Below are 26,342 nucleotides of genomic sequence, written 5' to 3' on the forward strand. Positions count from 1 at the left end.
TCTCCTTCAGAAGTTGTATGACGCTTGTCTAGCTTAGTGACTCGGGCACCGGTTGGTGCTCAGAGGGCGTGCAGGGGCTTTCCGGCCAGTGCGAGGAAGGCTTCGCCGAGGGCCTCGCTCTGGGTCGGGTGGGCGTGGATGAGCGGCGCGATGTCCTCCGGGTGGGCTTCCCACGCGACCGCGAGCTGCCCTTCGGTGATGAGCTCTCCGACGCGGTCGCCGAGGAGGTGCACACCGAGGACGGGTCCGTCCTTGAGACGGACGACCTTGACGAGGCCGCCCGTGCCGATGATCTCGCTCTTCCCGTTCCCCGCGAGGTTGTACTCGTAGGAATGGACGGCGTCGGCACCGTGCGCGGCGACCGCCGCCTCCTCCGTCAGACCGACCGAGGCGACCTCGGGGCTGGAGTAGGTGACCTTCGGGATCTGCACGTCGGGCACGTTCACGGGGGAGAGACCCGCGATGCGCTCGGCGACCGCGATCCCCTGCTGGAACCCGCGGTGGGCGAGCTGGAGACCCGGGACGATGTCGCCGACCGCCCACACACCGGGGACATCGGTGCGGAGGTCGCCGTCCACCGTCACGAACCCGCGGTCCAGACGCACGCCGGCGTCCTCGAAGCCCAGGTCGGCGGTGGCGGGGCCGCGGCCGACGGCGACGAGGAGGTAGTCGGCGGTGAACTCCGTGCCGTCCTCCAGCGTGACGGTCACGGACGCGTCGTCCTGCGTGGCGCTCTGGAAGCGCACGCCGAGGGAGTACCGGATGCCGCGGCGGCGGAACGCGCGCTCGAGGCCCTTGCTCATCGCGATGTCTTCGTTCGGGACGAGGTGGGGCAGGGCCTCCACGATCGTCACCTCGGCACCGAAGGAGCGCCACACGCTCGCGAACTCGACGCCGATCACGCCGCCGCCCAGGATGAGCACGCGCTCGGGGATGACGTCCAGGGCGAGGGCCTGCTCGCTGGTCAGGATCCGGCCGCCGATCTCGAGCCCCGGCAGCGAGCGGCTGTAGGAGCCCGTGGCGAGGATCACGTCCGTGCCGACGTAGACGTCGTCGCCGACGCTCACGCTCCGGTCCGCGTTCAGGCGACCGAGCCCGGTGACCGTCGTGATCCCGCGCGCCTTGACGAGCCCCTCGAGACCCTTGTACTTCTTGGCGACGATGCCCTCGCGGTAGGTGCGCACCCCGGCGACGTCGATCCCGCCGAACGAGGCCGTGACTCCCACGGAGGAGGCGCCACGCACGTGGTCCGCCACCTCGGCGGCGTGCAGCAGCGCCTTCGTAGGGATGCACCCGCGGTGGAGGCATGTACCTCCCACCTTGTCCTTCTCGATCAGTGCGACGGACTTGCCGAGCTCGCTCGCTCGCAGTGCCGCGGCGTACCCGCCGCTGCCGCCGCCCAGGACGACGATGTCGAAGGTGTGGGTTGTCATGGGTGTCATGCCTCCGGGTGGGATGCTGCTTCGGCGAAGGCGATGATCGATCGGACCATCGCCCCCGTGGGGCCCTTCTCGGTGAAGCCGTAGGGGGCGCCAGCGTGTTCACCGGAGCCCGCGATGTCGAGGTGCACCCAGGGGATGCGCGGCGCGTCGTCCGCGTCCGAGGTGCGGCCGACGAAGCGCCGCAGGAAGAGGCCGGCGAAGGACGCGCCGCCCATCCGATCTCCCATGTTGGCGTTGATCATGTCGGCGATGGGGGAGTCGAGCGTCTCCTCCATGTAGGCGGGCAGCGGCATGTGCCACGCCGGCTCTCCCGTGCGCGCGGCGGCGGCGAGGAATTCCGCGACCGTCTCGTCGTCACCGAAGACGCCGGTGTGACGGTGGCCGAGGGCCGCGACGATCGCGCCGGTCAGGGTCGCGACGTCGATGATGACATCGGGGTTCTCGCGGCTCGCAGCGACCAGACCGTCGGCGAGGACGAGGCGCCCTTCCGCGTCGGTGTTCAGCACCTCGACGGTGGTGCCGTCGAGGATGCGGATGACGTCGCCGGGGCGGAGGGCGCGGCCGGACGGCATGTTGTCGGTGATGCAGAGCCAGGCGGTCACGTGCACGGGGAGCCGGAGGGCGGCGATGGCGCGGAGGGCGGCGAGGGAGGTCGCGGCACCGGCCATGTCGAACTTCATGCCGACCATCGAGGCCGCGGGCTTCAGCGACAGGCCGCCGGTGTCGAAGGTGATGCCCTTGCCGACGAGGGCGATGTGGCGCTGCGCGTCCGCCGGCGCGTAGTCGAGGCGGACGAGACGCGGCGGCCGGTCGGAGCCCTGGCCGACGCCGAGGATGCCGCCGAAGCCCTGTTCCGCGAGAGCGGTCTCGTCGAGGATCTGCACGGTGACGTCGAGGTCGGCGACACTGTCGGCGGCGCTCTGCGCGAGCTGCGCAGGGCTCTGCCACTCGGCGGGCACGTTCACGAGGTCCTTGATGAGGGCGACGGCCTCGCCCGTCGCGTGGGCACGGGCGATCGTGGCGTCGTCGAGCGGGGCGTGGACGACGACCGCCGTCGCCCGCTTCTTCCTGCCGTTCTCGGCGCGATAGTCGTCGAAGCGGTAGCCGCCGAGGACGGCGCCCTCCGCCGCCGCGGCCGCGTGCGCCTCGAGCCCGGAGGCGAGGCCGAGCGAGACGGTGTCGAAGCCGGTGAGGGAGCGGAGAGCCGTGCCGGCGGCGCTGCGCACGGACGCGTCGTCGATGGTGGAGCCGACGCCGACGACCGCGAAGGGGAGCGTCGTCACCTCGGGGGCGTAGACCCGCGCGAACGCTCCGGCGGCGCCGGTGAAGCCGATGCCCGCGAGGACGTCGGCGAGACCGGGGTGAGCCGCCAGAGGCTCGGCCGACTCGGAGAGATCGGGGACGACGAGCACTGCGGCATCGGCAGCGCTTCCGGGGAACTGATCGGTGGTGTGCGAGAGCACGGGAAGCGTCATGGTCTCCATCCTAGGATCTCCGCCCCGGGGTCGTCGGCCCGCCCGGCGGGGTGTGTTCGCTCTCAGCGAGACAGGTCAGAGCCCGGGTCCGGGTGCGGCTCGTAGCATGGAGACATGCCCTTCTCCGGAGAAATCCACGAACGCGTCGCGAACGCCCCCACGGTGCCCCACGGCCTGCCTCTCGTGATGCTGCTCACCGGATTCACCGACGCGGGCAGTGCGGTGTCGGGGCTCATCGATCACCTGAGGGAGACGACGTCGCCGCAGCCGCTGGCGATCTTCGACAACGATGTGCTCCTCGACTACCGGGCGCGTCGCCCCGTGATCTCGTTCGACCAGGACCACCTCGCCGAGTTCCGCCCGCCCCGACTCGAGCTCTCCCTCGCCACGGACGCGCTCGGACGCCCGTTCCTGCTCCTCACGGGCTACGAGCCCGACTTCGCCTGGAACGCCTTCGCGGAGACGGTGCTGGACCTCGCAGCGGAGTTCGAGGCGTCGGGACTGCACTGGGTGCACTCCATCGCCATGCCCGTGCCGCACACGCGTCCCATCGGGACGACGGTGAGCGGGAACCGGCGCGACCTCGTCGTGTCGCACTCCGTGTGGCGTCCGCGCACGCAGGTCCCCGCCACCGCCGGCCACCTGCTCGAGTACCGCTTCGCGGAGCGCGGGGAACGCGTCGTCGGCTTCGTCCTCCTCGTGCCGCACTACCTCGCCGAGACCGAGAATCCCGAGGCGGTCAGCGCGGCGGCGGAGAAGCTCATGGCGTCGACCGGTCTCGTGCTCATGCTGGACGCGGTGCAGGAGCGGCGCGCGGACTACATCGCCCGGGTCGACGAGCAGGTCGCGGCGAATGACGAGCTGCAGCAGATGGTTCACAACCTGGAACGTCGCTACGACGCCTACATGGCCGGCCGTGACCCCGAAGACGACTCGTACGACGAAGGCGGATTCAGCGAACGCGACCTGCCCAGCGCCGATGAGCTCGCGGCCGAGCTCGAGCGCTACCTCGCCACCCGTCCGTCGGGCGACGACGACAAGCCGGGCCGCGGCTGAATCCGTCCGTGCGGATCGGGCGCGAATGCGTCCTCATCGCCATACGTGTGCGATACTAGGAGTCCGACCCGTTGTCAATCAGTGTTTTCGAGCGCTGGACTTGACAAGGGTCTTACTAGTGTCCGAAATGTCCCGGGGTCTCCCAGCGGCCCCGTGAAAGGCGAAACGTGACTCCTGCCACGACGAAGAACACGCGGACGAAGAAGGCCGATCAGATCACCGCGGATCCCGAGGTCGAGGACGTCGAAGCGACCGAAGCGGCTCCCGCGCCCAAGCGCGCCGCGGCCAAGCGCGCCCCCGCGAAGAAGAAGAAGTCGGACGACGTCGTCGAGGAAGACGACGCCGCTGCGGCCGAGGGCTCCGAAGACGCCGCGGGCGACGAGGAGGAGGACGACGCGAAGCCGGCCTTCACCGAGCCGCTGCCGACCGGTGCGATCGTCATCTCCTCCAAGGACGACGAAGAGGTCCCGGTCTACTCGACCCAGATCACCGGCGCGACGGCCGACCCGGTCAAGGACTATCTGAAGCAGATCGGAAAGGTCGCACTGCTGAACGCGGCCGAAGAGGTCGAGCTCGCGATGCGCATCGAGGCGGGCCTGTTCGCGGAGGAGAAGCTCTCCGCGATGTCTCCCGCCGAGAAGACGAGCCAGCTCGGACTCGACCTGCAGTGGGTCGCCCGTGACGGTCAGCGCGCGAAGAGCCATCTCCTCGGCGCGAACCTCCGTCTCGTCGTCTCCCTCGCCAAGCGCTACACCGGTCGCGGCATGCAGTTCCTGGATCTGATCCAGGAGGGCAACCTCGGTCTCATCCGCGCGGTCGAGAAGTTCGACTACACCAAGGGCTTCAAGTTCTCGACCTACGCGACCTGGTGGATCCGTCAGGCCATCACCCGCGCCATGGCCGACCAGGCCCGCACGATCCGCATCCCGGTGCACATGGTCGAGGTCATCAACAAGCTCGCCCGCGTGCAGCGCCAGATGCTGCAGGACCTCGGTCGCGAACCCACTCCGGAAGAGCTGAGCCGCGAGCTCGACATGACGCCGGAGAAGGTCGTGGAGGTGCAGAAGTACGGTCGCGAGCCGATCTCCCTGCACACGCCGCTCGGCGAAGACGGCGACAGCGAGTTCGGTGACCTCATCGAGGACACCGAGGCCGTGGTCCCCGCCGATGCCGTGGGCTTCACGATGCTGCAGCGTCAGCTCGAGCAGCTCCTCGACTCGCTCTCGGAGCGCGAGGCCGGCGTGATCCGGATGCGCTTCGGCCTCGGCGACGGTCAGCCGAAGACGCTCGACCAGATCGGTGACACGTTCGGGGTGACGCGTGAGCGCATCCGCCAGATCGAGTCCAAGACGATGGCCAAGCTGCGCCACCCGAGCCGCTCGCAGTCGCTGCGGGACTACCTCGAGTGATGCAGGCGAACGAGGGCAAGGCGCTCGAGACGAGCGTCGACGGAAAGAGCTACGCGCGGATTCCGCTGCGCACCCGTGTCGTGATGCCGGACGACGATCTCGACGCCATCATCACGGAGTACGCCAAGGATGCCGTCCAGCCGGGCGACGTCCTCTTCGTGACCGAGAAGATCGTCGCGATCACGCAGGGGCGGTCCTACCGCCTGGACGAGATCAAGCCGCGCAAGCTCGCGCTGTTCCTGTCGAAGTACGTCACCCGCACGCCGTACGGCATCGGTCTCGGCATGCCGGAGACGATGGAGATGGCGCTGCGCGAGTGCGGTACGCCGCGCATCCTCTTCGCGGCGGCCGTCTCGGCGGTCACCAAGGCCTTCGGGCGCAAGGGCGACTTCTACCGCATCGCGGGGGACAAGGCGCGCGCGATCGACGGCCCGACGAAGCACACCATCCCGCCGTACAACGAGGCGGTCGTGCTCGGCCCCAAGGATCCGGATGGCGTCGCCGCGCACCTGAAGACGCTGATCGGCGGTCAGGCCGAGGTGGCCGTGGTCGACATCAACGATCTCGGCGGCAACATCCTCGGCTCCACGCTGGACAAGGCGGGGGAGCTGCGGCTGGTGAAGATCCTGGGTGACAACCCGCTCGGCCAGGGCCTCGAGTCCACCCCGCTCGGCATCGTCCGCGCGGTCTGAGCAGGTCGACCCACCCCCTTACGAACGAACCGGCCCCTTGCGTGCGAACGCAAGGGGCCGGTTTGCGCGTAGAGGGCCGGGTCGACGCTTCGACAGGCTCAGCGACCCAGGCTGGGTCCCTGAGCCTGTCGAAGGGTGAGCCTGTCGAAGCTCAGAAGCCGATGACCTCGCGGTAGCGCGGCTTGTGCCCGGTCCGGATCCCGGTGACGCTGGGCTTGTTCTCGTAGACGCCCGCGCCCCAGTTGCCCTCGACGAGCACGGGGCCGTCCGGGGTCACGACGACGTCCCAGCCGACGTACTGCACCTGCGGCACGACGCGGGCGACCTGATCGATGAACGCGCGCACCTCGTCCATGTACGGCAGCTGGAAGTCGGCGATGCGGAACCCGGAGTCGGGGTGCGTCTCGTGAACGTGACCGTGCGAGTCGTAGCCGGCGCCCACCGCGTGCCCGTTCTCGTCGAGCATCGTGTAGAAGCCGCCGAAGGTCATCTGGTCGCTCACCGCGCCGCGGCCGAACTTCTGCGCCATCGCGAGGATGTGCGCCTTCTCGCCGTCGAAGAACGCGGTGATGCGCGTGGTGTTCACGGTCCCGGGGCACACCGCCGCCAGGTCGTCGTGCTGGCGGATGACCTCTTCGATCAGCAGCTCGCCGCGATCGAGGAGGCCGCGGTGGAACTCGGTCCAGTCCGTGATGTCGGCCGCGTGATACCGGTGCACACCGGTGCCGGCCTGACCGACCGGCTCCTTCGTGACGATCGTGCCGAGGCGCTCCGTGAGGGCGCGGACCTCGTCGGCGTTCCCCTCCTCGACGACCATCCACTCGCGGTGAAGGTGCGGGGAGCACTTGCGGTTGAACTCGATCTTGTCCTGGAAGATCCAGCGGAAGTCCGGGTGGTCGTACTTCTGCGAGAGCTGGTTGGACACGGGATGCGTCATGTACGTCTCGCGCTCGGCGCGGTTCAGCATCGCGAAGTCGTAGTCGATGTAGTCCTGAAAGCCGACGTTGTGACGGGCCGCCGACCAGAGCATGTCCGCGACGATCGTGGGCACGGGCCGGTGATGCTGGGCCGAGGCCTCCTTGGCGCGTTCGAACACCGAACCGACGTCGATGCGGCGGGCACGGCCGAGGAGGTAGCGGATGCGGGGCGCGAGAGTAAGACGAGACATGAAGCTCCGGGTCTAGGGATCGACGTCCCAGTCTACGCGGGGAGCCCCCAGGCTCCTGGGAGCGCGGAAGCTAGGCTGGAGCACGTGTGTGACACGAGTTCGAGTGCGCTTCCGCAGGCGATGATCTCGCGTTCGGCCCTCGCTGCCGGCGCGTCCGCGGCGATCCGGGCGGGGGGTCGCCGGGCCGACCTCCGGCGCGATGCATGGGGTCACGGTCTGCTCGCCGTCGCCCAGGCGGTGACCGCGGCGGGAGCGGAGGAGGTCCTCGTGGACTCTCCCGGAGAGGTCGAGGCGCTCCGTCTCGAAGGCATCACCGCCACGACCACCGGAGAGCCGGACCTCGATCCCGGTCTCCTCTACGGGCTGCCGTCCGCGGAGGGCCTCCCGACGACGCCCCCGGTCATGCGCCTGGTCGGCCGCGTCATGTCCACCAAGCGCCTGCGGGCGGGAGAGGCCGTCTCGTACGGCTACACCTTCCGGGCGGCGGCGGACACCACGGTTGCGCTCGTGACGGGCGGCTACGCTCAGGGCGTCGTCCGGGCCCTGGGCAACCACGCCGACGTGGAGATCGACGGCGCACTGCACCCCATCGTCGGGCGTGTCGCGATGGATGTCTGCGTCATCGACCTCCAGGGCGCTCCCGCGGAGGTGGGCGACGCGGTGACCTACTTCGGAGGGACCGGACCCGCCTCCGGTGCCATCGCGCGCTGGGCGGAGCTCACTCGGATGACCCCGGCCGAGCTCGTCGCGGTCCCGGGAGCGCACGCCGTGCGCGGATGGGAGGCATGATGGGAGGCCCGATGCGCCCCGAACTGCGTCTGGACAGCGCCGTCTTCCGCACGAACATCGCGGCGGTCCGTGACCGCCTCGGCGAGTCGACGCTGATGCTGGTCCTCAAGGACGACGCCTATGGCCACGGGCTCCGCTGGGCCGTCGAGACGGCCCTCGAGGCCGGGGTGACCTCGTTCGGCAGCTATGACGTGCGCGGAGGCGTCGAGGTCCGGCGCATCGCGGGCGGAGAGGTGACGGTGTTCGCCTGGGCGACCTCGACCGATGAGGAGATCGACGAGGCGCTCCTGCAGGACATCGAGCTCGGCGTCGGCACAGTCGAGTACCTCCGACGGATCATCGCCCGGGCGGAGATCCTCGGCGTGCGCGGACGGATCCACCTCAAGATCGACACCGGGCTGCACCGCAACGGCGTGCGCCCGGAGGACTGGGCGGCTGCGGTCGCCGAAGCCCGAGAGGCCGAGCGCTCCGGCGCACTCGCCCTCGTCGGGGTCTGGAGCCACATCGCCGAGGCGAGCGATGCCGAGGACGACGAGGCGCAGGCCGTGTTCCTCGACGCCGTCCGGCAGGTCGGCCTGACCGGGCCGCAGCCGGCGTCTGTGCACCTCACGGCCTCGGCCGCGTCCTGGTGGCGACCCGAGTTGCGCGGGACCGTGTCGCGGATCGGCGCGTTCTGCTACGGCATCCGCTCGGCGGACGGTCCGGACCTCGACGGGGTCCGTCCCGCGGCGTGTCTCGTCGCGCCGGTCGTGCGGGTGGAGGGCGAGAGCGCGATCGTCGCCGTCGGGAGTCTGGACGGCGTCCCCTCCACGCTGACCGGGATGACGGTGGGCACCCCCGCCGGCTCGCGTGCGGTCTCGACCATCGATGTCGCCACGATGACCGTCGAAGGCTGGCCGGGGATGGCGGTCGGCGACGAGGTGACGATCTTCGGTCCCGGCGCACAGGGGGAGGAGACAGCAACGACCCTCGCCGAGCGGATCGATACAGTGGGCGAGGAGATCCTCACCCGCCTCGGTCCGCGGATTCGGCGGAGGGTCGTGGACTGAACCGGTTCGGCCGGCTCAGGCGCTGATCAGACCGTCTCGATGAGACGAGCGGTCTCGTCGTGCCAGCTCGTGGCCACGCTGCGCAGCTTCTCTTCGTACTTGCGGCCGTGGTGGGCGCAGAAGAGCAGCTCGGAACCGTTGACCTCGGCGGCGATGTAGGCCTGCGCTCCACACGAGTCGCAGCGGTCCATCGCGGTCAGGCGGTACTCGACAGCGGAGGTCTCACGTTCGGTCGTTGCATTCATCTCGGGGCCTCCTCGGGTGTCGGCGTCCTTGTTGGTCGTGCTCAATACAACCACGCTGCACCTGGGGGCATGCCCGGTCGACGGCGTGTTTCGCTCAGCGCGTACGCGCGCACCCGCGAACGCGGCGACCCGGGGAGTGTCTGCGAAGGGCGGCTCCCTCCCGCGAATAGACTCGGAGATTGTGAATGCCGAGTACTCCGCCCATCATCTCCAGGTGCTCGAAGGACTCGAAGCGGTCCGCAAGCGCCCCGGCATGTACATCGGCTCGAACGGTTCGCCCGGGCTCATGCACTGCCTCTGGGAGATCATCGACAACTCCGTCGACGAGGCGGTGGCCGGCAACGGCTCGCGCATCGACGTCATCCTCCACGACGACGGCAGCGTCGAGGTGCATGACCGCGGTCGCGGCATCCCCGTCGACGTCGAGCCGCGAACCGGTCTGACCGGCGTCGAGGTCGTCTACACGAAGCTGCACGCCGGAGGGAAGTTCGGCGGCGGCTCCTATGCGGCATCGGGCGGTCTGCACGGCGTCGGCGCCTCGGTCGTGAACGCCCTCTCCGAGCGCCTCGACGTCGAGGTCGACCGCGGCGGCAAGACCTACGCGATGTCCTTCCACCGCGGTGAGCCCGGCATCTTCCAGGACTCGGGGGAGAAGCGGCCCGATGCGCCGTTCACCCCGTTCGAGGAGAACAGCGAGCTGCGCGTCGTCGGCAAGGCGCCGCGCGGCGTCACCGGTACCCGGGTGCGGTACTGGGCCGACCGCCAGATCTTCACCAAGGACGCCGCGTTCCAGCTCGCCGAGCTCGAGACGCGGGCGCGTCAGACGGCCTTCCTGGTCCCCGGGCTCGAGATCGTGGTGCGCGACGAGCGCGCCGCGAGCGCCGCGGTGGGGGAGGACGGTGCGCCGACCGGCCCCGTGGAGACCTCGTACCTCTACGAGGGCGGCATCTCCGAGTTCGTGGACTACCTCGCGGTCGACCCGCCGGTGACCGACACCTGGCGCATCCAGGGGGAGGGCACGTTCACCGAGACCGTCCCGGTCCTGCAGCCGGACGGGCACATGGTGGCGACCGAGGTCGAGCGCGTCTGCGCCGTCGACATCGCCCTGCGCTGGGGCACCGGCTACGACACCCGCATCCGCTCCTTCGTGAACATCATCTCCACCCCGAAGGGCGGCACGCATCAGCAGGGCTTCGAGCAGGAGCTGTTGAAGGTGCTCCGCAGCCAGGTCGAGCAGAACGCCCGCCGGCTCAAGGTCGGCAACGACAAGCTGGAGAAGGACGACGTCCTCGCCGGCCTCACCGCGGTCCTCACGGTCAACGTGCCGGAGCCGCAGTTCGAGGGTCAGACGAAGGAGGTGCTCGGCACGCCCGCCGTGCGCCAGATCGTGGCCCAGGTGATGCGCAAGGACCTCCAGCAGCGCTTCACCTCCACCAAGCGCGACGACAAGAGCCAGGCCACGCAGCTGCTCGACAAGATCGTCTCCGAGATGAAGGCGCGCGTGTCGGCACGCGCCCACAAGGAGACGCAGCGCCGGAAGAACGCGCTCGAGTCGTCCACCCTGCCGACCAAGCTCGTCGACTGTCGGACGAACGACGTGGAGCGCAGCGAGCTCTTCATCGTCGAGGGAGACTCGGCCCTCGGCACGGCGAAGAACGCGCGCAACAGCGAGTTCCAGGCGCTGCTGCCGATCCGCGGGAAGATCCTCAACGTGCAGAAGGCGTCGGTCGGCGACATGCTGTCCAACGCCGAATGCGCGTCCATCATCCAGGTGATCGGGGCCGGCTCCGGGCGGACCTTCGACATCGACGCCGCACGCTACGGGAAGATCATCCTCATGAGCGACGCCGACGTCGACGGCGCGCACATCCGCACCCTCCTGCTCACGCTCTTCTTCCGCTACATGCGGCCGCTCATCGAGCACGGACGGGTGTTCGCCGCCGTGCCGCCGCTGCATCGGATCATCGTCATCAACCCGGGATCCAAGCCGAACGAGACGATCTACACCTACAGCGAGCAGGAGCTGCACGCGCTGCTCGCGAAGCTCCGCAAGGCCGGCAAGCGCTGGCACGAGCCGATCCAGCGCTACAAGGGTCTCGGCGAGATGGACGCCGAGCAGCTCGCGAACACGACGATGGACCGCTCCGGTCGCCTGCTCCGCCGCGTCCGGATGGAGGACGCCGAGGCGGCGGGCCGCGTCTTCGAACTGCTCATGGGCAACGAGGTCGCCCCGCGGCGGGAGTTCATCATCGACTCCGCCGACCAGCTCTCCCGCGAGTCCATCGACGCCTGAGAGCAGAGGTCACGAAGAAGGGGACCCGGCGCGGCCGGGTCCCCTTCTTCGTGGAACGGATCAGACGAGCGTGCGGCCGATGCTGCCGATGACGCCGTCGATCGGCTGACCGGAGGCGTCGCGTCGTGCCCCCACGTCCGGCAGCTTGCGTACCGCGCCGGTGGGGTCGACGGCCAGAGCCGGGTTCGGGCCGACCCAGGCGACGGTGAGGCGGTCCTCGCCCTTCAGGAAGGCGTGGGCGCGGACGCCACCGGTCGCGCGGCCCTTCGACGGGTACTCCGTGAAGGCCGAGACCTTCGCGCGGCCGGGATCGGTGCCGGGCAGGATGCTCTCCGCGCCGGACACCGTGGCGACCACGGCGTCGGTGTCCGGGCGGACGGCGCCGAAGAAGAGGACAGAGGCGCCCGAGCCGAGCTTGATGCCCGCCATGCCACCGGCCGGCGCGCCCTGGGGGCGGACCGTCGAGGCCGAGAACCGCAGCAGCTGCGCATCCGTCGTCAGGAACACGAGGTCGGCGTCATCCTCCGCGTCGGCCACCCCGACCACGGAGTCTCCGGTCTTGAGGCCGATGACCTCCAGGTCGGGCCGCACGGGCAGGGTCGACGGCACGATGCGCTTCACGATGCCCTGGGCGGTGCCGAGCGCGACGGGGGTCTCGCTGTCGAAACGGACGAACCCGAGGATGCGCTCACTCTTGGTCGTGATCCCCAGGTAGTCGCGAAGCGGAGTCCCCGCGGCGAGCTGCACCGAGGTGCCCGGCACCGAGGGCAGGTCCACGGGGGAGAAGCGGACGACGCGTCCCGTGCTGGTGAGCGCCCCGACCTCGCCGCGGACCGTCGTCTCGACCGTCGCGAGGATGGCATCGTGCTTGCTCCGCCGGGCCGGAGCCGTCAGCTCCTGTCCTTCGCCGAGGTCCACGCGCACGGCGCGGCCCGTCGTCGAGAGGACGACGGTGGTCGGCGCGTCGGCGATCTGCAGGTCGACGGCGCCCTTCGTCGCACGGGGCTTCGGCGGGGCCGCGTTCATCAGCAGGGTGCGCCGCGGCGTCCCGTACGCCTCGGCCACGGCGTCCAGCTCCCGGGCGACGGCCGCGCGCAGCAGGGCCGGGCTGGCGAGCAGCTCGCGCAGCGACGCGATCTCCGCGAGGAGGGCGTCGCGCTCCGCCTCGAGCTCGATGCGCGAGAACTTCGTCAGACGGCGCAGCCGCAGCTCGAGGATGTACTCGGCCTGCGGCTCGCTGAGGTCGAACACGGACCGGAGCCGGGTGCGGGCCTGCTCGGTGTCGTCCGACGACCGGATGACCTGGATGACCTCGTCGATGTCGAGGATCGCGATGAGCAGACCCTCCACCAGGTGCAGGCGCTCCTCCCGGCGGGCGAGGCGGTACCGGCTGCGGCGGGTGATGACCTCGATGCGGTGGCCGACGTAGACACTGAGCATCTCCTTGAGCCCGAGGGTGCGGGGCTGGCCGTCGACGAGGGCGACGTTGTTGATGCTGAAGGAGTCCTCCAGCGGGGTGAGCCGGTAGAGCTGCTCCAGCACGGCGTTCGGATCGAAACCGGTCTTGATCCCGATGGCGACGCGGAGGCCGTGGTTGCGGTCGGTGAGATCGGTGACGTCGCTGATGCCCTGCAGCTTCTTCGCCTGTACCGCGTCGCGGATCTTCTCGATGAGACGCTCCGGCCCGACCATGTAGGGCAGCTCCGACACGATGATGCCCGTGCGCCGGGGGCCCAGCGGCTCGATCGACGTGCGTCCGCGGACCTTGAGGGCGCCGCGACCCGTCGTGTAGGCGTCCTTCACGCCGTCGAGCCCCATGAGGATCCCGCCCGACGGGAAGTCGGGACCGGGGACGTACTCCATGAGGTCCTCGGTGGTGGCGTCCGGGTTCTCGAGCAGGTGGGTCGCCGCGGCGACGACCTCGATGAGGTTGTGCGGCGCCATGTTGGTCGCCATGCCCACCGCGATGCCGCTGGCACCGTTGACGAGCAGGTTGGGGAACGCCGCGGGCAGCACAGCCGGCTGCTGGAACTGGCCGTCGTAGTTCGGGATGAAGTCGACGACGTCCTCGTCGAGGTTCTCGGTGAGCGAGAGCGCGGGGGCGGCGAGACGCGCCTCGGTGTACCGCGCGGCGGCGGGGCCGTCGTCCAGGGATCCGAAGTTGCCGTGACCGTCGACGAGCGGCACCCGGAGGGCCCACTCCTGCGCGAGGCGGACGAGCGCGTCATAGATCGCCGAGTCGCCATGGGGGTGCAGCTTTCCCATGACCTCGCCGACGACGCGGGCGCTCTTCACATGGCCGCGGTCCGGGCGCAGGCCCATCTCGGCCATCTGGAACAGGATGCGCCGCTGCACCGGCTTGAGGCCGTCTCTGGCGTCCGGGAGTGCCCGCGAGTAGATGACGGAGTACGCGTACTCCAGGAAGGAGCCCTGCATCTCGTGAGAGAGATCGATGTCCTGGATGCGTTCCTCGACAGGCTCGGGCGGCGGGGTTTTCGGCATGGACTTCCTGAGGGCGTACGGGAGCCTGTGTCAGACTGGCTCGGATGTCCTTCATGCTACCGTCCGCGCCGCCGGGCGCCCGGAGCGTCGTCGGGGTGGCGGACGACCTGTGCGCCGCTCTCCGCGGCGAATCCGCCACGCTGCCGCGCGTCGATTCGACCGTGCTCGTGGTGATCGACGGCCTCGGGGCGATCAGCCTCCGCGGGCACGCCGGTCACGCCCGCTCGCTCACCGCGACGATGACGAAGAAGGACATCGCGCAGACGGTCTTCCCGACGACGACGGCGGCCGCCCTCACGAGTCTCACCACCGGGGTCTGGCCGGGGCAGCACGGTCTCGTCGGCTATCGCGTCCGGGATCCGGAGCGGGATGTCCTCGTGAATCAGCTCAGCGGGTGGGAGACGGACGGCCTGGACCCGCTCACCTGGCAGGCCGCCCCCACGGTGTTCGAGCGCATGGCGGCGACGGGCCGGCCGGCCTTCGCCGTGGGGCTGGCGGCGTACGCGCACAGCGGCTTCACACGTGCGACCCTCCGCGGCGCGACATTCGTCCCCGCGGCGACGCCGGAGGAACGGGTCGAGGCCTCCTACGCGCTGGCTGCGGAGAATCCGGGCTCCCTCGTCTACTGCTACCTGCCCGAGGTCGACAAGGCGGGGCACAAGCACGGGGTGGCCTCCGCGGAATGGGTCACCGCGCTGGAGCGGATCGACGGCGCGCTCTCGGTCCGCGTCCCGCCGCGCGTGGGCGTGGTGGTGACATCGGATCACGGCATGGTCGACGTACCGTCCCATCGGCAGGTCGTGCTCGAGGAGGAGCATCTCGTCGGCATCCGGCACGTCGGGGGCGAGCCCCGCATGCTGCACCTGTACCGGGAGCCGGACACCGACACCGCGGTGCTCGCCATGCGTCTGCGCCGCGATCTGGAGGGGGTGGCCGAGGTAGCCACCCGGGAGGAGGCGCTGCGGGCCGGTCTCTTCGGCCCCGTCGTCAGCGACGACGCCCGGCCCCGGATCGGTGACGTGCTGATCGCCGCCACGGGTGTGCGCGCGCTCTACGACGGCACCGCCGAGGACCAGCGCAACCGCGGCATGATCGGGCAGCATGGCGCACTCACCCCGGAGGAGACCAGGGTGCCGTTCCTGCGGCTCGGCGCCTTCGCCTCCTGACGCGAGCGACCGCGGTCACTCGTCGGTGCGTGCTCCGAAGACGATCTCGTCCCACGACGGCATGGCGTTGCGGCGCCGCCGACGGCCGCCGCTGTCGCCGGCGTCGTTCGGGGACGGCTGACGAGGCGTGGGCTCCGGGGCCGCAGGCTCGTCGTCCGGCTCCTCCAATGCGGCGAAGAGGGCGATCGGGTCCGTGTCGTCCTGAACGTCCTCGATCGCGTGCTCGATCGGCGCCGCCTCGCGCTGTCCGCGGCGGCGGCGCAGGGCCTCGAGGAGGTCGGCGGTCTCGGGGCTCGTCGAGGCGGCGTCGGGGGCGCGGTTGATCGCGGCGTCCTGGACCGCCGGCGCCGAGCGCTCGAGCTGCGCCGGCTCCTCTGCCTCGGCCGCGGGGGCCGGGACCAGGCGCGGTCCGAAGGCGCCGGAGTCGAAGCGGCTGTCGTCCTTGTAGGGGGAGGCGGCGCGGTCGGCCTCCACAGCTCGCAGTCGCGGGATCAGGCCCTCCGGCAGGGACCCCTGTCGCGAGAGCTGCGTGGCGTCGGCGTTCAGCGGCGAGAGGGCGCTCCGTCGAGGGTCGAAGCTCCAGCGCGCGTCGTGCTCGACGTCGTTGGCGGAGAACTCCAGCTTGATGATCCAGCCGGACTCCTCCTTCCAGCTCGCCCAGCGCTCGGACGACGCGCCCACCTCGGCCAGCTTGGCGCGCACCGCGGCGCCGAACGTCGGCTGCGCGTCGGGCTCGACCTCGCTCCCGATGAGGACGGGGACGGCGAGCGCCTGCCCGATGATGTGCTCCCGCTCGGCGAGGACGGGACCCTCGAAGCGTGCGACGTCGTCGACGCTGATCCCGAGGAGCTCCGCGACCTCGGCGGCGGTGAGACCGGCGCGGATCTGGGCCTGGATGTCCCGCGGACTCGCGGCGAGCTTCTGCGCCGCCGGCTCGGCCTGGCGGGTCGCGCGGCGGATCTCCCGCTGCAGCACGGCGTCGATGGGCAGCGCGAACCGCTCGCCCGCCTCGGTCGCGAGGACGAGCACTCCTGCTTCTGTGCCGACGATGGTGACGTTTTCCATGCGAATGCCCCTCTGATGGGTGTGCGTTCATGGTGTCACGGGAGACGCGTCGGGAGAGGGAATACGGCGGGCGTGCCGTGAGTTTGCCCTGTCGCATGGGAGGGCATTTGCGAAACGCCCGCCGGTCATGCAAACTATGGCCGCCGATTACCCGACGGCGCACCCGCCCACTCGCACCATGAAAGTGGAGATTCACCGCATGGCAACCGATTACGACGCTCCCCGAAAGAGTGAAGACGACTCCGAGTCGATCGAAGCCCTCAAGGAGCGTGTGCCGGACAAGCTGTCCGGCACGACCGGAGACGAGGACTCCGACAACCCGTCGAACTTCGATCTCCCGGGCGCGGACCTCTCCGACCTCGAGCTGGATGTCGTCGTGCTGCCCGCGCAGCAGGACGAGTTCACCTGCATGAGCTGCTTCCTCGTGAAGCACCGCTCGCAGCTCGACCACGAGGGACCCGATGGCCCCATCTGCAAGGAGTGCGCTGCCTGAGCAGCCCTCTGCGCGACGCCTCACGCGCCCCCGACCTCCGGTCAGGGGCGCGCTGTCGTTTCTCCGGAGGGTGGTCAGCCCCGCGCCGCGCGGATGGCCGCGGCGAGCCGATCGGGCGTCCTGGTCGAGATCGTCCACGTGATGACGGGGTCTGCCTCGTCGATGTTCGGCACCACGACGACACCGTCGATGCCGCCGCGGATGAGGTGCCACCCGCGAGCCGGGAGCTCCGGTCCTCGTGCGGCCCGTGCCTCGTCGCCGGTCAGCGCCACCGGCTCGCCGAGGTGGCGCACGTCGATGTGGGCGGGTCCGGCGCGGAGCACGCCGTCCTGCACCGAGACGACCGGAGCCAGGGCGATGGCCGCCACCACGAGCAGTGCGGACACCGCTCCGCCGAGCAGCAGCGCGAAGGTCGAGCCGACCGGCACGAAGATCAGGGACACCATCGGTCCCGCCAGGGCGATCGTGACCAGCAGCCACAGGCTGGGGGCCAGGCGTTCGTGGTAGCGGGGACGTGCGTCCGTTGCGGGGTTCTGCATTAGCCTCATGGGGTGACCGATTCCGTTGATGTCCCCATTATCGCCGCAGCGGTCCCCGGCTATGCGCATCCGGGTGACGCCGGAGCCGATCTCGTCGCCGCCGAGGCCGTGCGGCTGGAGCCGGGGGAGCGCGCTCTCGTCCCCACCGGCGTACGCATCGCGCTGCCGGACGGCTATGCGGCCTTCGTGGTGCCCCGCAGCGGTCTCGCGGCGAAGCACGGCATCTCGATCGTGAACTCTCCCGGCACCGTCGATGCCGGCTACCGGGGCGAGATCAAGGTCAGTCTGATCAACACGGACATCCACAGCGCGTACGATGTCGCCGTCGGCGATCGCATCGCACAGCTCATCGTGATGCCCGTCACCCGTGCCCGGTTCCTCCCGGTCGACGAGCTGCCGGACAGCGTTCGCGGCGCCGGCGGATTCGGCTCGACCGGCTACCAGGCACAGACCCCCGAGAACGAAGCAGGACAGGCGAAATGACCGACAGCAACGAGACTCCTTCCAAGTCGGCGCCGGAGAACCGCGCCACCGAGGGCCCGTTCGACGACTCCGAGGCGAACCCCGTCCGCCCGTACATCGACCTCGGCGGGATCAAGATCCTGCCGCGCGAGGGACTGAACCTGCGGCTCGAGGTGGAGGAGCAGAGCAAGCGCATCGTGGCGGTCGGGCTCGACTACGCCGAGTCGTCGCTCCAGGTGCAGCCGTTCGCGGCTCCGCGCAGCGGCGGTCTGTGGGACGAGACGCGCGTCCAGCTGCGCGACCAGGTCAAGGCGCAGGGCGGTCGCGTCGAGGAGCGGGAGGGGCCGCTCGGCAAGGAGCTGCTCGCGGAGGTGCCCGCGACCGCCAGTGAAGGCTCCGGCCTGCGCCTCGCGCGCTTCATCGGCATCGACGGGCCCCGCTGGTTCCTGCGCGGTGTGATCGGCGGCGCGGCCGCGTCCGACCCGGAGGCGGCGGCGAAGGTCGAGGACCTCTTCCGCTCGATCGTCGTCGTCCGCGGGGGAGCGCCCATGCCGCCGCGCGACCTCATCCCGCTGAAGATGCCGGCGACGCCGGGCTCCGCGTGACCACGCCGGACGCCGAGGAGCCGCGCACGCAGAGCGCGTCGGAGATCCTCGGAGCAGCACTCGGCGGCGCCGCGCGCAAGGCCGGGCTCGACCCGTCCGAGAGCGCGAGCACGCACAAGGTCGTCTGGTCGGCCATGGGCGGCTGGCGCGGGATCCTCGAGTCGGTGCTCCCGAGCCTCGCGTTCGTGATCCTGTTCACCCTTCGGCCGGAGCCCCTGCTGCTGCCCCTCGGAGTGTCCGTCGGTCTGGCCGCCGTGTTCACCGTCGTCCGGCTGATGCAGAAGTCGCCGCCGTCGGCCGCCCTCGGCGGGCTGATCGCGGCCGTGGCCGCTGCGGGACTGGCGCTGTGGACGGGGCGCGGCGAGGACAACTTCGTCCCCGGCCTCATCACGAACGCGGTCTACGGCTCGGCGATCCTCGTCTCGGCGCTCATCGGCTGGTCCGTCATCGGTCTCGCGGTCGGCTTCCTCATGGGGGAGGGAACCGCCTGGCGTGCGGACCGTCGCAAGCGGCGGGCCTTCTTCTGGTTGGGCATCGCCTGGGCCACGCTGTTCTTCGCCCGACTGATCGTGCAGTTCCCGCTGTACCTGGCCGGCGACGTCACCGCTCTCGGAACCCTCAAGCTCGTGATGGGACTGCCGTTGTTCGCGCCCCTGATCGCGGTGACCTGGCTGGTCGTCCGTGCGCTCTATCCCCGCGCGTCGTCGCACGACGACCCCGCGGCGGCGTGATAGATTTATCTCGACATCAAGATAAATCACGGGCTTTCGCCGGTGACCAGCGCGGAGCAGACTGGTTAGGTCCCCCTTGCTAGCCGCGCGGCCGCACCGGCGAGCAAGATGGAGGCGCCTGTCGCTCCCATCCGAATAGAAGGAGACGGATTCGTGTCCACGGTGAACAGCTTCGGTGCCAAGAGCACCCTGACGGTCGGCAGCACCGACTACGAGATCTTCCGCATCGACACGGTGCCCGGTTTCGACAAGCTCCCCTTCAGCCTCAAGGTCCTCCTGGAGAACCTGCTTCGCACCGAGGACGGCGCGAACGTCACGAAGGCGCAGATCGAGGCGCTCGGGTCGTGGGACGCCAACGCGGAGCCCAACACGGAGATCCAGTTCACGCCGGCGCGCGTGGTCATGCAGGACTTCACCGGCGTGCCCTGCATCGTCGACCTCGCCACGATGCGTGAGGCCGTCACGGCGCTCGGCGGCGACCCGAACAAGATCAACCCGCTCTCGCCGGCCGAGATGGTCATCGACCACTCCGTCATCGCCGACCTCTTCGGCACCGAGAACGCCCTCGAGCGCAACGTCGAGATCGAGTACGAGCGCAACGGCGAGCGGTACCAGTTCCTCCGCTGGGGCCAGACCGCGTTCCAGGACTTCAAGGTCGTGCCCCCCGGCACCGGCATCGTCCACCAGGTGAACATCGAGCACCTGGCGAAGGTCATCTACGACCGCACCAACGGCGGCGTCCTCCAGGCCTACCCCGACACCTGTGTCGGCACCGACTCGCACACCACGATGGTCAACGGACTGGGCGTGCTCGGCTGGGGCGTCGGCGGCATCGAGGCCGAGGCCGCGATGCTCGGCCAGCCCGTGTCGATGCTCATCCCGCGCGTCGTCGGCTTCAAGCTCTCGGGTGAGATCCCCGCCGGCGTGACCGCGACCGACGTGGTGCTGACCATCACCGACATGCTGCGCAAGCACGGCGTCGTCGGCAAGTTCGTCGAGTTCTACGGTGAGGGCGTCGCCTCGGTGCCGCTGGCCAACCGCGCGACGATCGGCAACATGTCGCCCGAGTTCGGCTCGACCGCCGCGATCTTCCCGATCGACGACGTCACCCTCGACTACCTGCGCCTCACCGGCCGCAGCGAGGAGGCCGTCGCGCTCGTCGAGGCCTACGCCAAGGAGCAGAAGCTCTGGCACGACGCCTCCCACGAGCCGGTCTTCAGCGAGTACATGGAGCTCGACCTCGGCACGGTCGTCCCGTCCATCGCCGGCCCGAAGCGCCCGCAGGACCGCATCCTCCTCTCCGAGGCGAAGACGCAGTTCGAGCAGGACATCCTGAACTACGCCACGGCCTCGACCAGCGACGACATCGTCGACCTCGAGTCCAAGCACTCCTTCCCGGCGTCCGACCCCGGTCAGGTCCCCGGCGAGGAGGAGCCGACCACGCGTCCCGTGCACATCAGCAGCGGTGCGCCGGCCAACGTGTCGAACCCCGTACCGGTCACGACCCCCGAGGGTGAGAAGTACATCCTCGACAACGGCGCCGTGACCCTGGCGGCCATCACGTCGTGCACCAACACGTCCAACCCGTCGGTGATGATCGCCGCCGGCCTCCTCGCCCGCAAGGCGCGGGAGAAGGGCCTCAAGCAGAAGCCCTGGGTGAAGACCACGCTCGGCCCCGGCTCGAAGGTCGTCACCGACTACTACGAGAAGTCGGGTCTGGACAAGGACCTCGAGGGCCTCGGCTTCTACACCGTCGGCTATGGCTGCACCATCTGCATCGGAAACTCCGGTCCGCTGATCGAAGAGGTCTCCGAGGCGATCAACTCGCACGACCTCGCGGTCACGGCCGTCCTCTCGGGCAACCGCAACTTCGAGGGCCGCATCAGCCCGGACGTGAAGATGAACTACCTGGCCAGCCCGCCGCTGGTCATCGCGTACGCCCTCGCCGGCTCGATGCACTTCGACTTCGACACCGACGCGCTCGGCAAGGACGCGGACGGCAACGACGTGTTCCTCAAGGACATCTGGCCGTCGCCGGAAGAGGTCCAGGAGATCGTCGACTCGTCGATCTCGCGCGACCAGTTCATCAAGCAGTACGCCACCGTGTTCGACGGTGACGAGCGCTGGCGCAACCTGCCCACGCCGGACGACGACACGTTCCAGTGGGACGAGAACTCGACGTACGTGCGCAAGGCCCCGTACTTCGACGGCATGACGATGGAGCTCACCCCGGTGAAGGACATCGAGGGTGCACGCGTCATGGCGACGCTCGGCGACTCGGTCACCACCGACCACATCTCGCCGGCCGGCAACATCAAGCCGGGTACCCCCGCGGCCCAGTACCTCACGGAGCACGGCGTCGACCGCAAGGACTTCAACTCCTTCGGCTCGCGTCGCGGCAACCACGAGGTCATGATCCGCGGCACGTTCGCGAACATCCGCCTGAAGAACCTCATGGTCTCGGCCGTGAACGACGGACAGGTCGTCGAGGGCGGCTACACCCGCGACTTCACGCAGCCGGGCGGCCCGCAGTCGTACATCTACGACGCGTGCATGAACTACGCCGAGCAGGGCACCCCGCTCGTCGTCTTCGGCGGCAAGGAGTACGGCTCCGGCTCGTCCCGCGACTGGGCGGCCAAGGGCACGAGCCTCCTGGGCGTCAAGGCCGTGATCACGGAGAGCTTCGAGCGCATCCACCGCTCCAACCTCATCGGCATGGGCGTCGTCCCACTGCAGTTCCCCGCCGGCGAGAGCTGGGAGTCGCTGGGTCTCGACGGCACCGAGATCGTCTCGATCACAGGACTCGAGGAGCTCAACAACGGCGTCACCCCGAAGACGGTCAAGGTCACCGCCACCCCGAGCGAGCACTCGCCCGAGGGCAAGCAGACCGTCGAGTTCGACGCGGTCGTCCGCATCGACACCCCCGGTGAGGCGGACTACTACCGCAACGGCGGCATCCTGCAGTACGTGCTGCGCTCGCTCGTCTGAGCCGCGATCGCGAAGGGGCTCGTGTCCACGGACACGGGCCCCTTCGGCGTGTCAAGGGTCTTCCGCCCTCGGGGGATTCCCGGCTCCGAGCGGTAGGATCGGGAAGGCGTCCGCACCCGTTCGGACGCTCTGTCGAGGCCTGTGAGGAGGCGCAGATGCCCATTCTTCCGAGCATCTCTGGACCGCGCGATCTTGATCGGCTCTCGCCGGAGCAACTGGAAGAACTCGCCGCGGAGATCCGGGCTTTCCTCGTCGAGAACGTCTCGCAGACGGGTGGGCACCTCGGTCCGAACCTCGGTGTCGTGGAGCTCACGATCGCCCTGCACCGTGTGTTCTCCTCGCCGGACGACCCCTTCATCTTCGACACCGGCCACCAGTCCTATGTCCACAAGATCCTCACCGGCCGGCAGGACTTCTCGAAGCTGCGCGTCCGGGAGGGGCTCGCGGGCTACCCGCAGCGTGCGGAGAGCCCGCACGACGTCGTCGAGTCCTCTCACGCCTCCAGCTCGCTGAGCTGGGCCGACGGCGTGTCCCGAGCGCTCACCGCCACCGGCCGCGCGGACCGACACGTGGTCGCGGTCGTCGGCGACGGCGCGCTGACCGGCGGCATGACGTGGGAGGCGCTGAACAACATCTCCGACGACAACGACCGCAACCTCGTGATCGTCGTCAACGACAACGGCCGCTCCTACGCGCCGACCATCGGCGGCATGTCCCGCTTCCTGAACCGGGTCCGCACCGCGGCGGCGTACAAGGATCTCCACCACAAGTCCGATCGCCTCTTCCGCGCGTTCGGGCCGGTGGGTCGAGCGGTGTTCCGCGGCGTGCGCGGCGGCACCCACGGATTCCTCTCGCGGTTCACCAACAACGAGGCCCTGTACTCCAACCTCGACATCAAGTACCTCGGTCCCGTGGACGGCCACGATCTTCCGGCGCTGCGGGAGACCCTGGAGCTGGCGAAGTCCTACGGCGCACCCGTCATCGTGCACGCGATCACCGAGAAGGGCCGCGGGTATCAGCCGGCCCGCGACGATGAGGCCGACCAGTTCCACGCGGTCGGCAAGATCGACCCGACGACGGGGGAGACGCTGTCCTCGGGCGGCCGCGGGTGGACCGACGTCTTCTCCGACGCCCTCGTGAAGGTCGGGGAGCGCCGCTCGGACGTGATCGCCATCACCGCGGCGATGCTCCGGCCCACCGGGCTCGCCCCCTTCGCAGAGCGCTTCCCCGACCGTGTCTACGACGTCGGCATCGCCGAGCAGCACGCGGTGGCCTCGGCCGCTGGACTCGCGTACGGCGGCCTGCACCCCGTCGTCGCCGTGTACGCCACGTTCATGGGACGGGCGTTCGACCAGGTGCTCATGGACGTCGCGCTGCATCGCGCCGGCGTGACCTTCGTGCTCGATCGTGCCGGCGTCACAGGTCCCGACGGCCCGAGCCACCACGGCATGTGGGATCTGGCCATGCTGCAGATCGTCCCGCACATCCGGATCGCGGCGCCCCGTGACGGTGCGCGTCTGACCGAGGCGTTGGACGAAGCGGTCGCCGTCGAGGACGCTCCGACCGTCATCCGCTTCCCGAAGGGCGACGTCTCGGCCGATCTGCCGGCGCTCGAGCGCCTCTCGGACGGCGTGGACGTGCTGGCGCGCGGCGAGGGCGAAGACGTCCTCATCGTCGCCATCGGCCCGTTCGCCGCGCTGGCCGTCGACGTGGCGGAACGGCTGCGCGCCCAGGGCATCGGCGCCACCGTGATCGACCCGCGGTGGGCGATCCCCGTGCAACCCTCGGTGGTCGAGCTGGCGGCGCGGCATCGCCTGGTGATCACGCTCGAGGACGGCATCCGCGTGGGTGGCATCGGCACCCGCGTGCGGCAGGTGCTCCGCGAGGCGGGGATCGACACGGCGGTGGACGAGCTGGGCCTTCCCGACGAGTTCATTGACCACGCGTCACGTGATCAGATCCTCGCCGACGCCGGTCTCACCGCCTCGAAGATCGCCCAGGACGTCGTGGCGCAGGTGCTGGGCACCCGCATCCCGAAGGCCCGCCACGCCGGTGAGACCGGCGCGATCGAGCTCCCGCTCCACGAGCGTCACTGACGGAGGACCCCACGGCGTCCGCTGCCGGTCAGGGCAGGTCGGCGAGTGTCTCGGCGACGATCCGCTCCACCGCCGGAAGGGCTCGGGCGCGTTCGTCGGAGACCAGCCCTATCCGCGTGCGGCGGTCGAGCACATCGGCTGCGGTCATCGCGCCCTGCGAGCGCACAGCGTGCTCGACGGCGGCGCGGGAGAGTGCGCCGCCCTCGACGACATCGCCCGGTGCGGGATCGTCGATCAGGCGCAGGGTCGCGGTGCCACTGGGGCCGGCGCGGAGGCCGTACTGCCGCACCGCCAGGTCCACGGCGTCCTCGGCCATCCGCCGGTAGGTCGTCAGCTTGCCGCCGAGAACGGAGATCACCCCCGACGCGGAGGCGCGCACGAGATGCCGACGGGAGACGTCCGCGGTCTCTGCCGCTCCGGTGTCGACGAGCGGGCGGAGGCCGGCGAAGGCTCCGCGGACGCGGTCCCGCGCCACGGGCGCCGCGAGCAGGCGGTTCAGGGTCGCCAGGAGGAAGCCGATCTCGGCCTCGGTGGGCTCGGCGACGGAGGGGATGGGACCCGGCGCGTCGACATCGGTGAGACCGACGATGACACGCCCGGCGCGCTGTGGCAGGGCGAACACGTAGCGGCTGATGGAACCTTCCAGCGGGATGGTCAGCGCCGCGGCCGGATCGCCGAGATCCGCAGCGTCCAGGACGATGTGGGTGCCGCGGCTCGGGCGCAGGGTGAGGCCGTCGTCGAGGGTCGCCGCCCACACACCGGTGGCGTTGATGACCGTCCGCGCCCGGATATCGATGCGTTCCCCGGTGAGCGTGTCCGTCGCTGCAGCGCCGTCCGCGTGCAGCCGCTCGGCGCGGACCCTGGTGAGGATCCGCGCGCCGAGACCGGCCGCCGTACGCGCGACCGCGACGACGAGGGCGGCGTCATCGGACAGCTGGCCGTCGTACGTGACCATGCCGCCGCGCAGTCCGCGGGGGTTCAGGGCGGGGAACAGGCGCAGCGCCTTCGCCGTCCCGACGGGGTGCGGCCCGGGGAGGGTCTTCGCGCTCGTGCGCGCCTGCAGCCGGAGGAGGTCGCCCATGGCCATCCCCGCCGCCCCGGCCCCCCGCTGGCGGCCGCTGACACCGGGGGCGAACGGGAGCAGCTGTCCGAGCGGACGGATGAGGTGGGGCGCGATCACCGACATCAGCAGATGCCGCTCCCGCGCACTCTCGCGCGCCGTCGCCACGTCGCCCGTCGCGAGGTACCGCAGGCCGCCGTGGACGAGCTTCGAGCTGAACCGGCTCGTCCCGAAGGCGAGGTCCTCCGCCTCGATCAGGGTCACCCGGAGACCGCGCGACGCGGCGTCCAGGGCCACGCCCGTCCCGGTGATCCCGCCGCCGACCACGAGGACGTCACAGGTGCCGTCCGCCGCCGCGGCGAGATCGCTTCGGCGGCGGGCCGCGTGGAGGGCGGTCGGGGCGGAGGTCATGGCCGGAGGTGGCCGTCCAGCGCGGCGCGGAGCTCGCGCTCCCAGGACTTCTCGTCGATGAGGTCGGCCACCGTGCCGTGCGACAGCACGGCGGACTGGGCGATCAGGAGCAGCATGACGGCGATCTCGCCGGGATCACCCGCGCGCACCGAGCCCTGGGCCTGCGCCGCCGCGATCGCGTCGGCGAGCCACTGGAGGATGAGTCGCTGGCTGGACCCCACCCGGTGCAGGGTGTAGCGCGTGAACGCCTCGGGTTCCTCGTCGAGGAGGTGGCCGTACACAGGGTCGGCCCGGAACAGGGAGGTGAACCGCAGCACGTCCGCGACGAGCGTGTCCCGGGAGCCGGTCGTCGCGGGGAACCGGCTGAGGAGGTCGGCGACCCGCCGGAGGAGCGCGGACCGGACGACGTCGTCGGCATCCCGCCACGTCCGGTAGATGGTGGGCCGGCTGAGGCCGGAACGACGCGCGAGGGCAGCGATCGTCACCCCGTGGACGCCGGCGCGGACGAGCAGGTCGTCGGCGGCGTCGAGCACCCGGCGTTGCGTGGCGTCCCAGGTCGGCGCGAGGATCTCCGAGCGCACGGCGAGCGGTTGACGTTGTTCCATG

The 26,342-nt window shown here is 70.2% G+C and carries 22 protein-coding genes; 13 read left to right on the forward strand and 9 right to left on the reverse strand.

Annotated features, from left to right (window positions below):
• Nucleotides 1-59: 59 nt before the first annotated feature.
• Together lpdA and AUV07_RS05175 are read right to left on the reverse strand one after the other, a co-directional pair.
• On the reverse strand, nt 60-1,433 hold the full coding sequence (gene lpdA, locus AUV07_RS05170) for a dihydrolipoyl dehydrogenase (protein ID WP_062634400.1): 1,374 nt from the start codon (nt 1,431-1,433) through the stop codon (nt 60-62).
• Between the two features lie 5 nt (nt 1,434-1,438).
• Nucleotides 1,439-2,917 (reverse strand): leucyl aminopeptidase, encoded by a 1,479-nt coding sequence (locus AUV07_RS05175; RefSeq protein ID WP_062635170.1) that lies wholly within the window; start codon nt 2,915-2,917, stop codon nt 1,439-1,441.
• 114 nt (nt 2,918-3,031) lie between these two features.
• On the opposite strand from AUV07_RS05175, the gene AUV07_RS05180 reads away from it, so the two are divergent.
• The 3 genes from AUV07_RS05180 (at nt 3,032) to AUV07_RS05190 (ending at nt 6,074) form a co-directional block, all read left to right on the forward strand.
• Nucleotides 3,032-3,973 carry a proteasome assembly chaperone family protein gene (locus AUV07_RS05180; protein ID WP_025103583.1) on the forward strand — a complete coding sequence of 314 codons (942 nt, stop codon included), beginning with the start codon at nt 3,032-3,034 and terminating at the stop codon, nt 3,971-3,973.
• A gap of 215 nt (nt 3,974-4,188) precedes the next feature.
• Entirely contained in the window at nt 4,189-5,382 is a 1,194-nt protein-coding gene (locus tag AUV07_RS05185) for an RNA polymerase sigma factor (RefSeq protein WP_370670652.1), read from the forward strand.
• The gene (locus AUV07_RS05190) at nt 5,382-6,074 is read left to right on the forward strand and encodes a coenzyme F420-0:L-glutamate ligase (protein WP_062634402.1); all 693 of its coding nucleotides are present in this window, start codon (nt 5,382-5,384) and stop codon (nt 6,072-6,074) included. The genes AUV07_RS05185 and AUV07_RS05190 overlap by 1 nt, the downstream gene beginning before the upstream one ends.
• Before the next feature lie 151 nt (nt 6,075-6,225).
• Here the strand turns inward: AUV07_RS05190 and AUV07_RS05195 are convergent, their stop codons facing one another.
• On the reverse strand, nt 6,226-7,242 hold the full coding sequence (locus AUV07_RS05195) for a sugar-transfer associated ATP-grasp domain-containing protein (protein WP_062634404.1): 1,017 nt from the start codon (nt 7,240-7,242) through the stop codon (nt 6,226-6,228).
• 84 nt (nt 7,243-7,326) lie between these two features.
• On the opposite strand from AUV07_RS05195, the gene AUV07_RS05200 reads away from it, so the two are divergent.
• On the forward strand, nt 7,327-8,031 hold the full coding sequence (locus AUV07_RS05200) for an alanine racemase (RefSeq protein WP_231868200.1): 705 nt from the start codon (nt 7,327-7,329) through the stop codon (nt 8,029-8,031).
• An 11-nt stretch (nt 8,032-8,042) separates the two neighbouring features.
• Nucleotides 8,043-9,080: an alanine racemase gene (locus tag AUV07_RS05205; RefSeq protein WP_062635174.1), complete on the forward strand. Its 1,038-nt coding sequence runs from the start codon at nt 8,043-8,045 to the stop codon at nt 9,078-9,080.
• A 26-nt stretch (nt 9,081-9,106) separates the two neighbouring features.
• Here the strand turns inward: AUV07_RS05205 and AUV07_RS05210 are convergent, their stop codons facing one another.
• Entirely contained in the window at nt 9,107-9,325 is a 219-nt protein-coding gene (locus AUV07_RS05210; protein WP_025103577.1) for a DUF7455 domain-containing protein, read from the reverse strand.
• 181 nt (nt 9,326-9,506) lie between these two features.
• Here AUV07_RS05210 and AUV07_RS05215 point away from each other — a divergent pair, with 181 nt between their 5' ends.
• Complete coding sequence (locus tag AUV07_RS05215; RefSeq protein ID WP_082802859.1) at nt 9,507-11,618, forward strand: DNA topoisomerase IV subunit B; 2,112 nt, start codon at nt 9,507-9,509, stop codon at nt 11,616-11,618.
• 60 nt (nt 11,619-11,678) lie between these two features.
• Here the strand turns inward: AUV07_RS05215 and AUV07_RS05220 are convergent, their stop codons facing one another.
• A complete protein-coding gene (locus AUV07_RS05220) occupies nt 11,679-14,120 on the reverse strand; it encodes a DNA gyrase/topoisomerase IV subunit A (RefSeq protein ID WP_062634406.1) in 2,442 nt (813 codons plus the stop codon).
• A 44-nt stretch (nt 14,121-14,164) separates the two neighbouring features.
• Between AUV07_RS05220 and AUV07_RS05225 the strand changes: the two genes are divergently transcribed.
• Nucleotides 14,165-15,286, forward strand: a complete 1,122-nt coding sequence (locus AUV07_RS05225) for an alkaline phosphatase family protein (RefSeq protein WP_062634408.1) — start codon at nt 14,165-14,167, stop codon at nt 15,284-15,286.
• Between the two features lie 15 nt (nt 15,287-15,301).
• Here the strand turns inward: AUV07_RS05225 and sepH are convergent, their stop codons facing one another.
• A complete protein-coding gene (gene sepH, locus AUV07_RS05230; RefSeq protein WP_062634410.1) occupies nt 15,302-16,351 on the reverse strand; it encodes a septation protein SepH in 1,050 nt (349 codons plus the stop codon).
• Nucleotides 16,352-16,550: 199 nt separating this feature from the next.
• Here sepH and AUV07_RS05235 point away from each other — a divergent pair, with 199 nt between their 5' ends.
• Nucleotides 16,551-16,844, forward strand: coding sequence for a DUF4193 domain-containing protein (locus AUV07_RS05235; RefSeq protein WP_025103572.1), 294 nt, complete (start codon nt 16,551-16,553; stop codon nt 16,842-16,844).
• A gap of 74 nt (nt 16,845-16,918) precedes the next feature.
• Here AUV07_RS05235 and AUV07_RS05240 read toward each other — a convergent pair whose 3' ends face one another.
• The gene (locus tag AUV07_RS05240; RefSeq protein WP_082802860.1) at nt 16,919-17,383 is read right to left on the reverse strand and encodes a DUF3093 domain-containing protein; all 465 of its coding nucleotides are present in this window, start codon (nt 17,381-17,383) and stop codon (nt 16,919-16,921) included.
• A 12-nt stretch (nt 17,384-17,395) separates the two neighbouring features.
• Here AUV07_RS05240 and dut point away from each other — a divergent pair, with 12 nt between their 5' ends.
• The 5 genes from dut to dxs all read left to right on the forward strand — a co-directional run bounded on the left by dut (nt 17,396) and on the right by dxs (nt 24,265).
• Entirely contained in the window at nt 17,396-17,866 is a 471-nt protein-coding gene (gene dut, locus AUV07_RS05245) for a dUTP diphosphatase (protein ID WP_025103570.1), read from the forward strand.
• Nucleotides 17,863-18,450, forward strand: a complete 588-nt coding sequence (locus AUV07_RS05250; RefSeq protein ID WP_025103569.1) for a DUF3710 domain-containing protein — start codon at nt 17,863-17,865, stop codon at nt 18,448-18,450. The genes dut and AUV07_RS05250 overlap by 4 nt, the downstream gene beginning before the upstream one ends.
• Nucleotides 18,447-19,181 (forward strand): DUF3159 domain-containing protein, encoded by a 735-nt coding sequence (locus AUV07_RS05255; RefSeq protein WP_062634414.1) that lies wholly within the window; start codon nt 18,447-18,449, stop codon nt 19,179-19,181. Before AUV07_RS05250 ends, AUV07_RS05255 begins: the two co-directional genes overlap by 4 nt.
• 108 nt (nt 19,182-19,289) lie before the next feature.
• Nucleotides 19,290-22,169 carry an aconitate hydratase gene (locus tag AUV07_RS05260; protein ID WP_197462117.1) on the forward strand — a complete coding sequence of 960 codons (2,880 nt, stop codon included), beginning with the start codon at nt 19,290-19,292 and terminating at the stop codon, nt 22,167-22,169.
• A 155-nt stretch (nt 22,170-22,324) separates the two neighbouring features.
• Entirely contained in the window at nt 22,325-24,265 is a 1,941-nt protein-coding gene (gene dxs, locus AUV07_RS05265) for a 1-deoxy-D-xylulose-5-phosphate synthase (RefSeq protein WP_062634418.1), read from the forward strand.
• Nucleotides 24,266-24,293: 28 nt separating this feature from the next.
• Here the strand turns inward: dxs and AUV07_RS05270 are convergent, their stop codons facing one another.
• Together AUV07_RS05270 and AUV07_RS05275 are read right to left on the reverse strand one after the other, a co-directional pair.
• On the reverse strand, nt 24,294-25,736 hold the full coding sequence (locus AUV07_RS05270) for a glycerol-3-phosphate dehydrogenase/oxidase (RefSeq protein ID WP_062634419.1): 1,443 nt from the start codon (nt 25,734-25,736) through the stop codon (nt 24,294-24,296).
• Nucleotides 25,733-26,341 (reverse strand): TetR/AcrR family transcriptional regulator, encoded by a 609-nt coding sequence (locus AUV07_RS05275; RefSeq protein ID WP_062634421.1) that lies wholly within the window; start codon nt 26,339-26,341, stop codon nt 25,733-25,735. The genes AUV07_RS05270 and AUV07_RS05275 overlap by 4 nt, the downstream gene beginning before the upstream one ends.
• Between the last annotated feature and the right edge of the window lies 1 nt (nt 26,342).

This window comes from Microbacterium sp. CH1, assembly GCF_001595495.1.
Taxonomy (GTDB): domain Bacteria; phylum Actinomycetota; class Actinomycetes; order Actinomycetales; family Microbacteriaceae; genus Microbacterium.

Coding starts and splice junctions, on each gene's coding strand:
- lpdA (WP_062634400.1), bottom strand. CDS start 1,433: ATGACAACCCACACCTTCGACATCGTCGTCCTGGGCGGCGGCAGCGGC.
- AUV07_RS05175 (WP_062635170.1), bottom strand. CDS start 2,917: ATGACGCTTCCCGTGCTCTCGCACACCACCGATCAGTTCCCCGGAAGC.
- AUV07_RS05180 (WP_025103583.1), top strand. CDS start 3,032: ATGCCCTTCTCCGGAGAAATCCACGAACGCGTCGCGAACGCCCCCACG.
- AUV07_RS05190 (WP_062634402.1), top strand. CDS start 5,382: ATGCAGGCGAACGAGGGCAAGGCGCTCGAGACGAGCGTCGACGGAAAG.
- AUV07_RS05195 (WP_062634404.1), bottom strand. CDS start 7,242: ATGTCTCGTCTTACTCTCGCGCCCCGCATCCGCTACCTCCTCGGCCGT.
- AUV07_RS05205 (WP_062635174.1), top strand. CDS start 8,043: ATGCGCCCCGAACTGCGTCTGGACAGCGCCGTCTTCCGCACGAACATC.
- AUV07_RS05210 (WP_025103577.1), bottom strand. CDS start 9,325: ATGAATGCAACGACCGAACGTGAGACCTCCGCTGTCGAGTACCGCCTG.
- AUV07_RS05220 (WP_062634406.1), bottom strand. CDS start 14,120: ATGCCGAAAACCCCGCCGCCCGAGCCTGTCGAGGAACGCATCCAGGAC.
- AUV07_RS05225 (WP_062634408.1), top strand. CDS start 14,165: ATGTCCTTCATGCTACCGTCCGCGCCGCCGGGCGCCCGGAGCGTCGTC.
- sepH (WP_062634410.1), bottom strand. CDS start 16,351: ATGGAAAACGTCACCATCGTCGGCACAGAAGCAGGAGTGCTCGTCCTC.
- AUV07_RS05235 (WP_025103572.1), top strand. CDS start 16,551: ATGGCAACCGATTACGACGCTCCCCGAAAGAGTGAAGACGACTCCGAG.
- AUV07_RS05240 (WP_082802860.1), bottom strand. CDS start 17,383: ATGCAGAACCCCGCAACGGACGCACGTCCCCGCTACCACGAACGCCTG.
- AUV07_RS05250 (WP_025103569.1), top strand. CDS start 17,863: ATGACCGACAGCAACGAGACTCCTTCCAAGTCGGCGCCGGAGAACCGC.
- AUV07_RS05260 (WP_197462117.1), top strand. CDS start 19,290: ATGGAGGCGCCTGTCGCTCCCATCCGAATAGAAGGAGACGGATTCGTG.
- dxs (WP_062634418.1), top strand. CDS start 22,325: ATGCCCATTCTTCCGAGCATCTCTGGACCGCGCGATCTTGATCGGCTC.
- AUV07_RS05270 (WP_062634419.1), bottom strand. CDS start 25,736: ATGACCTCCGCCCCGACCGCCCTCCACGCGGCCCGCCGCCGAAGCGAT.
- AUV07_RS05275 (WP_062634421.1), bottom strand. CDS start 26,341: ATGGAACAACGTCAACCGCTCGCCGTGCGCTCGGAGATCCTCGCGCCG.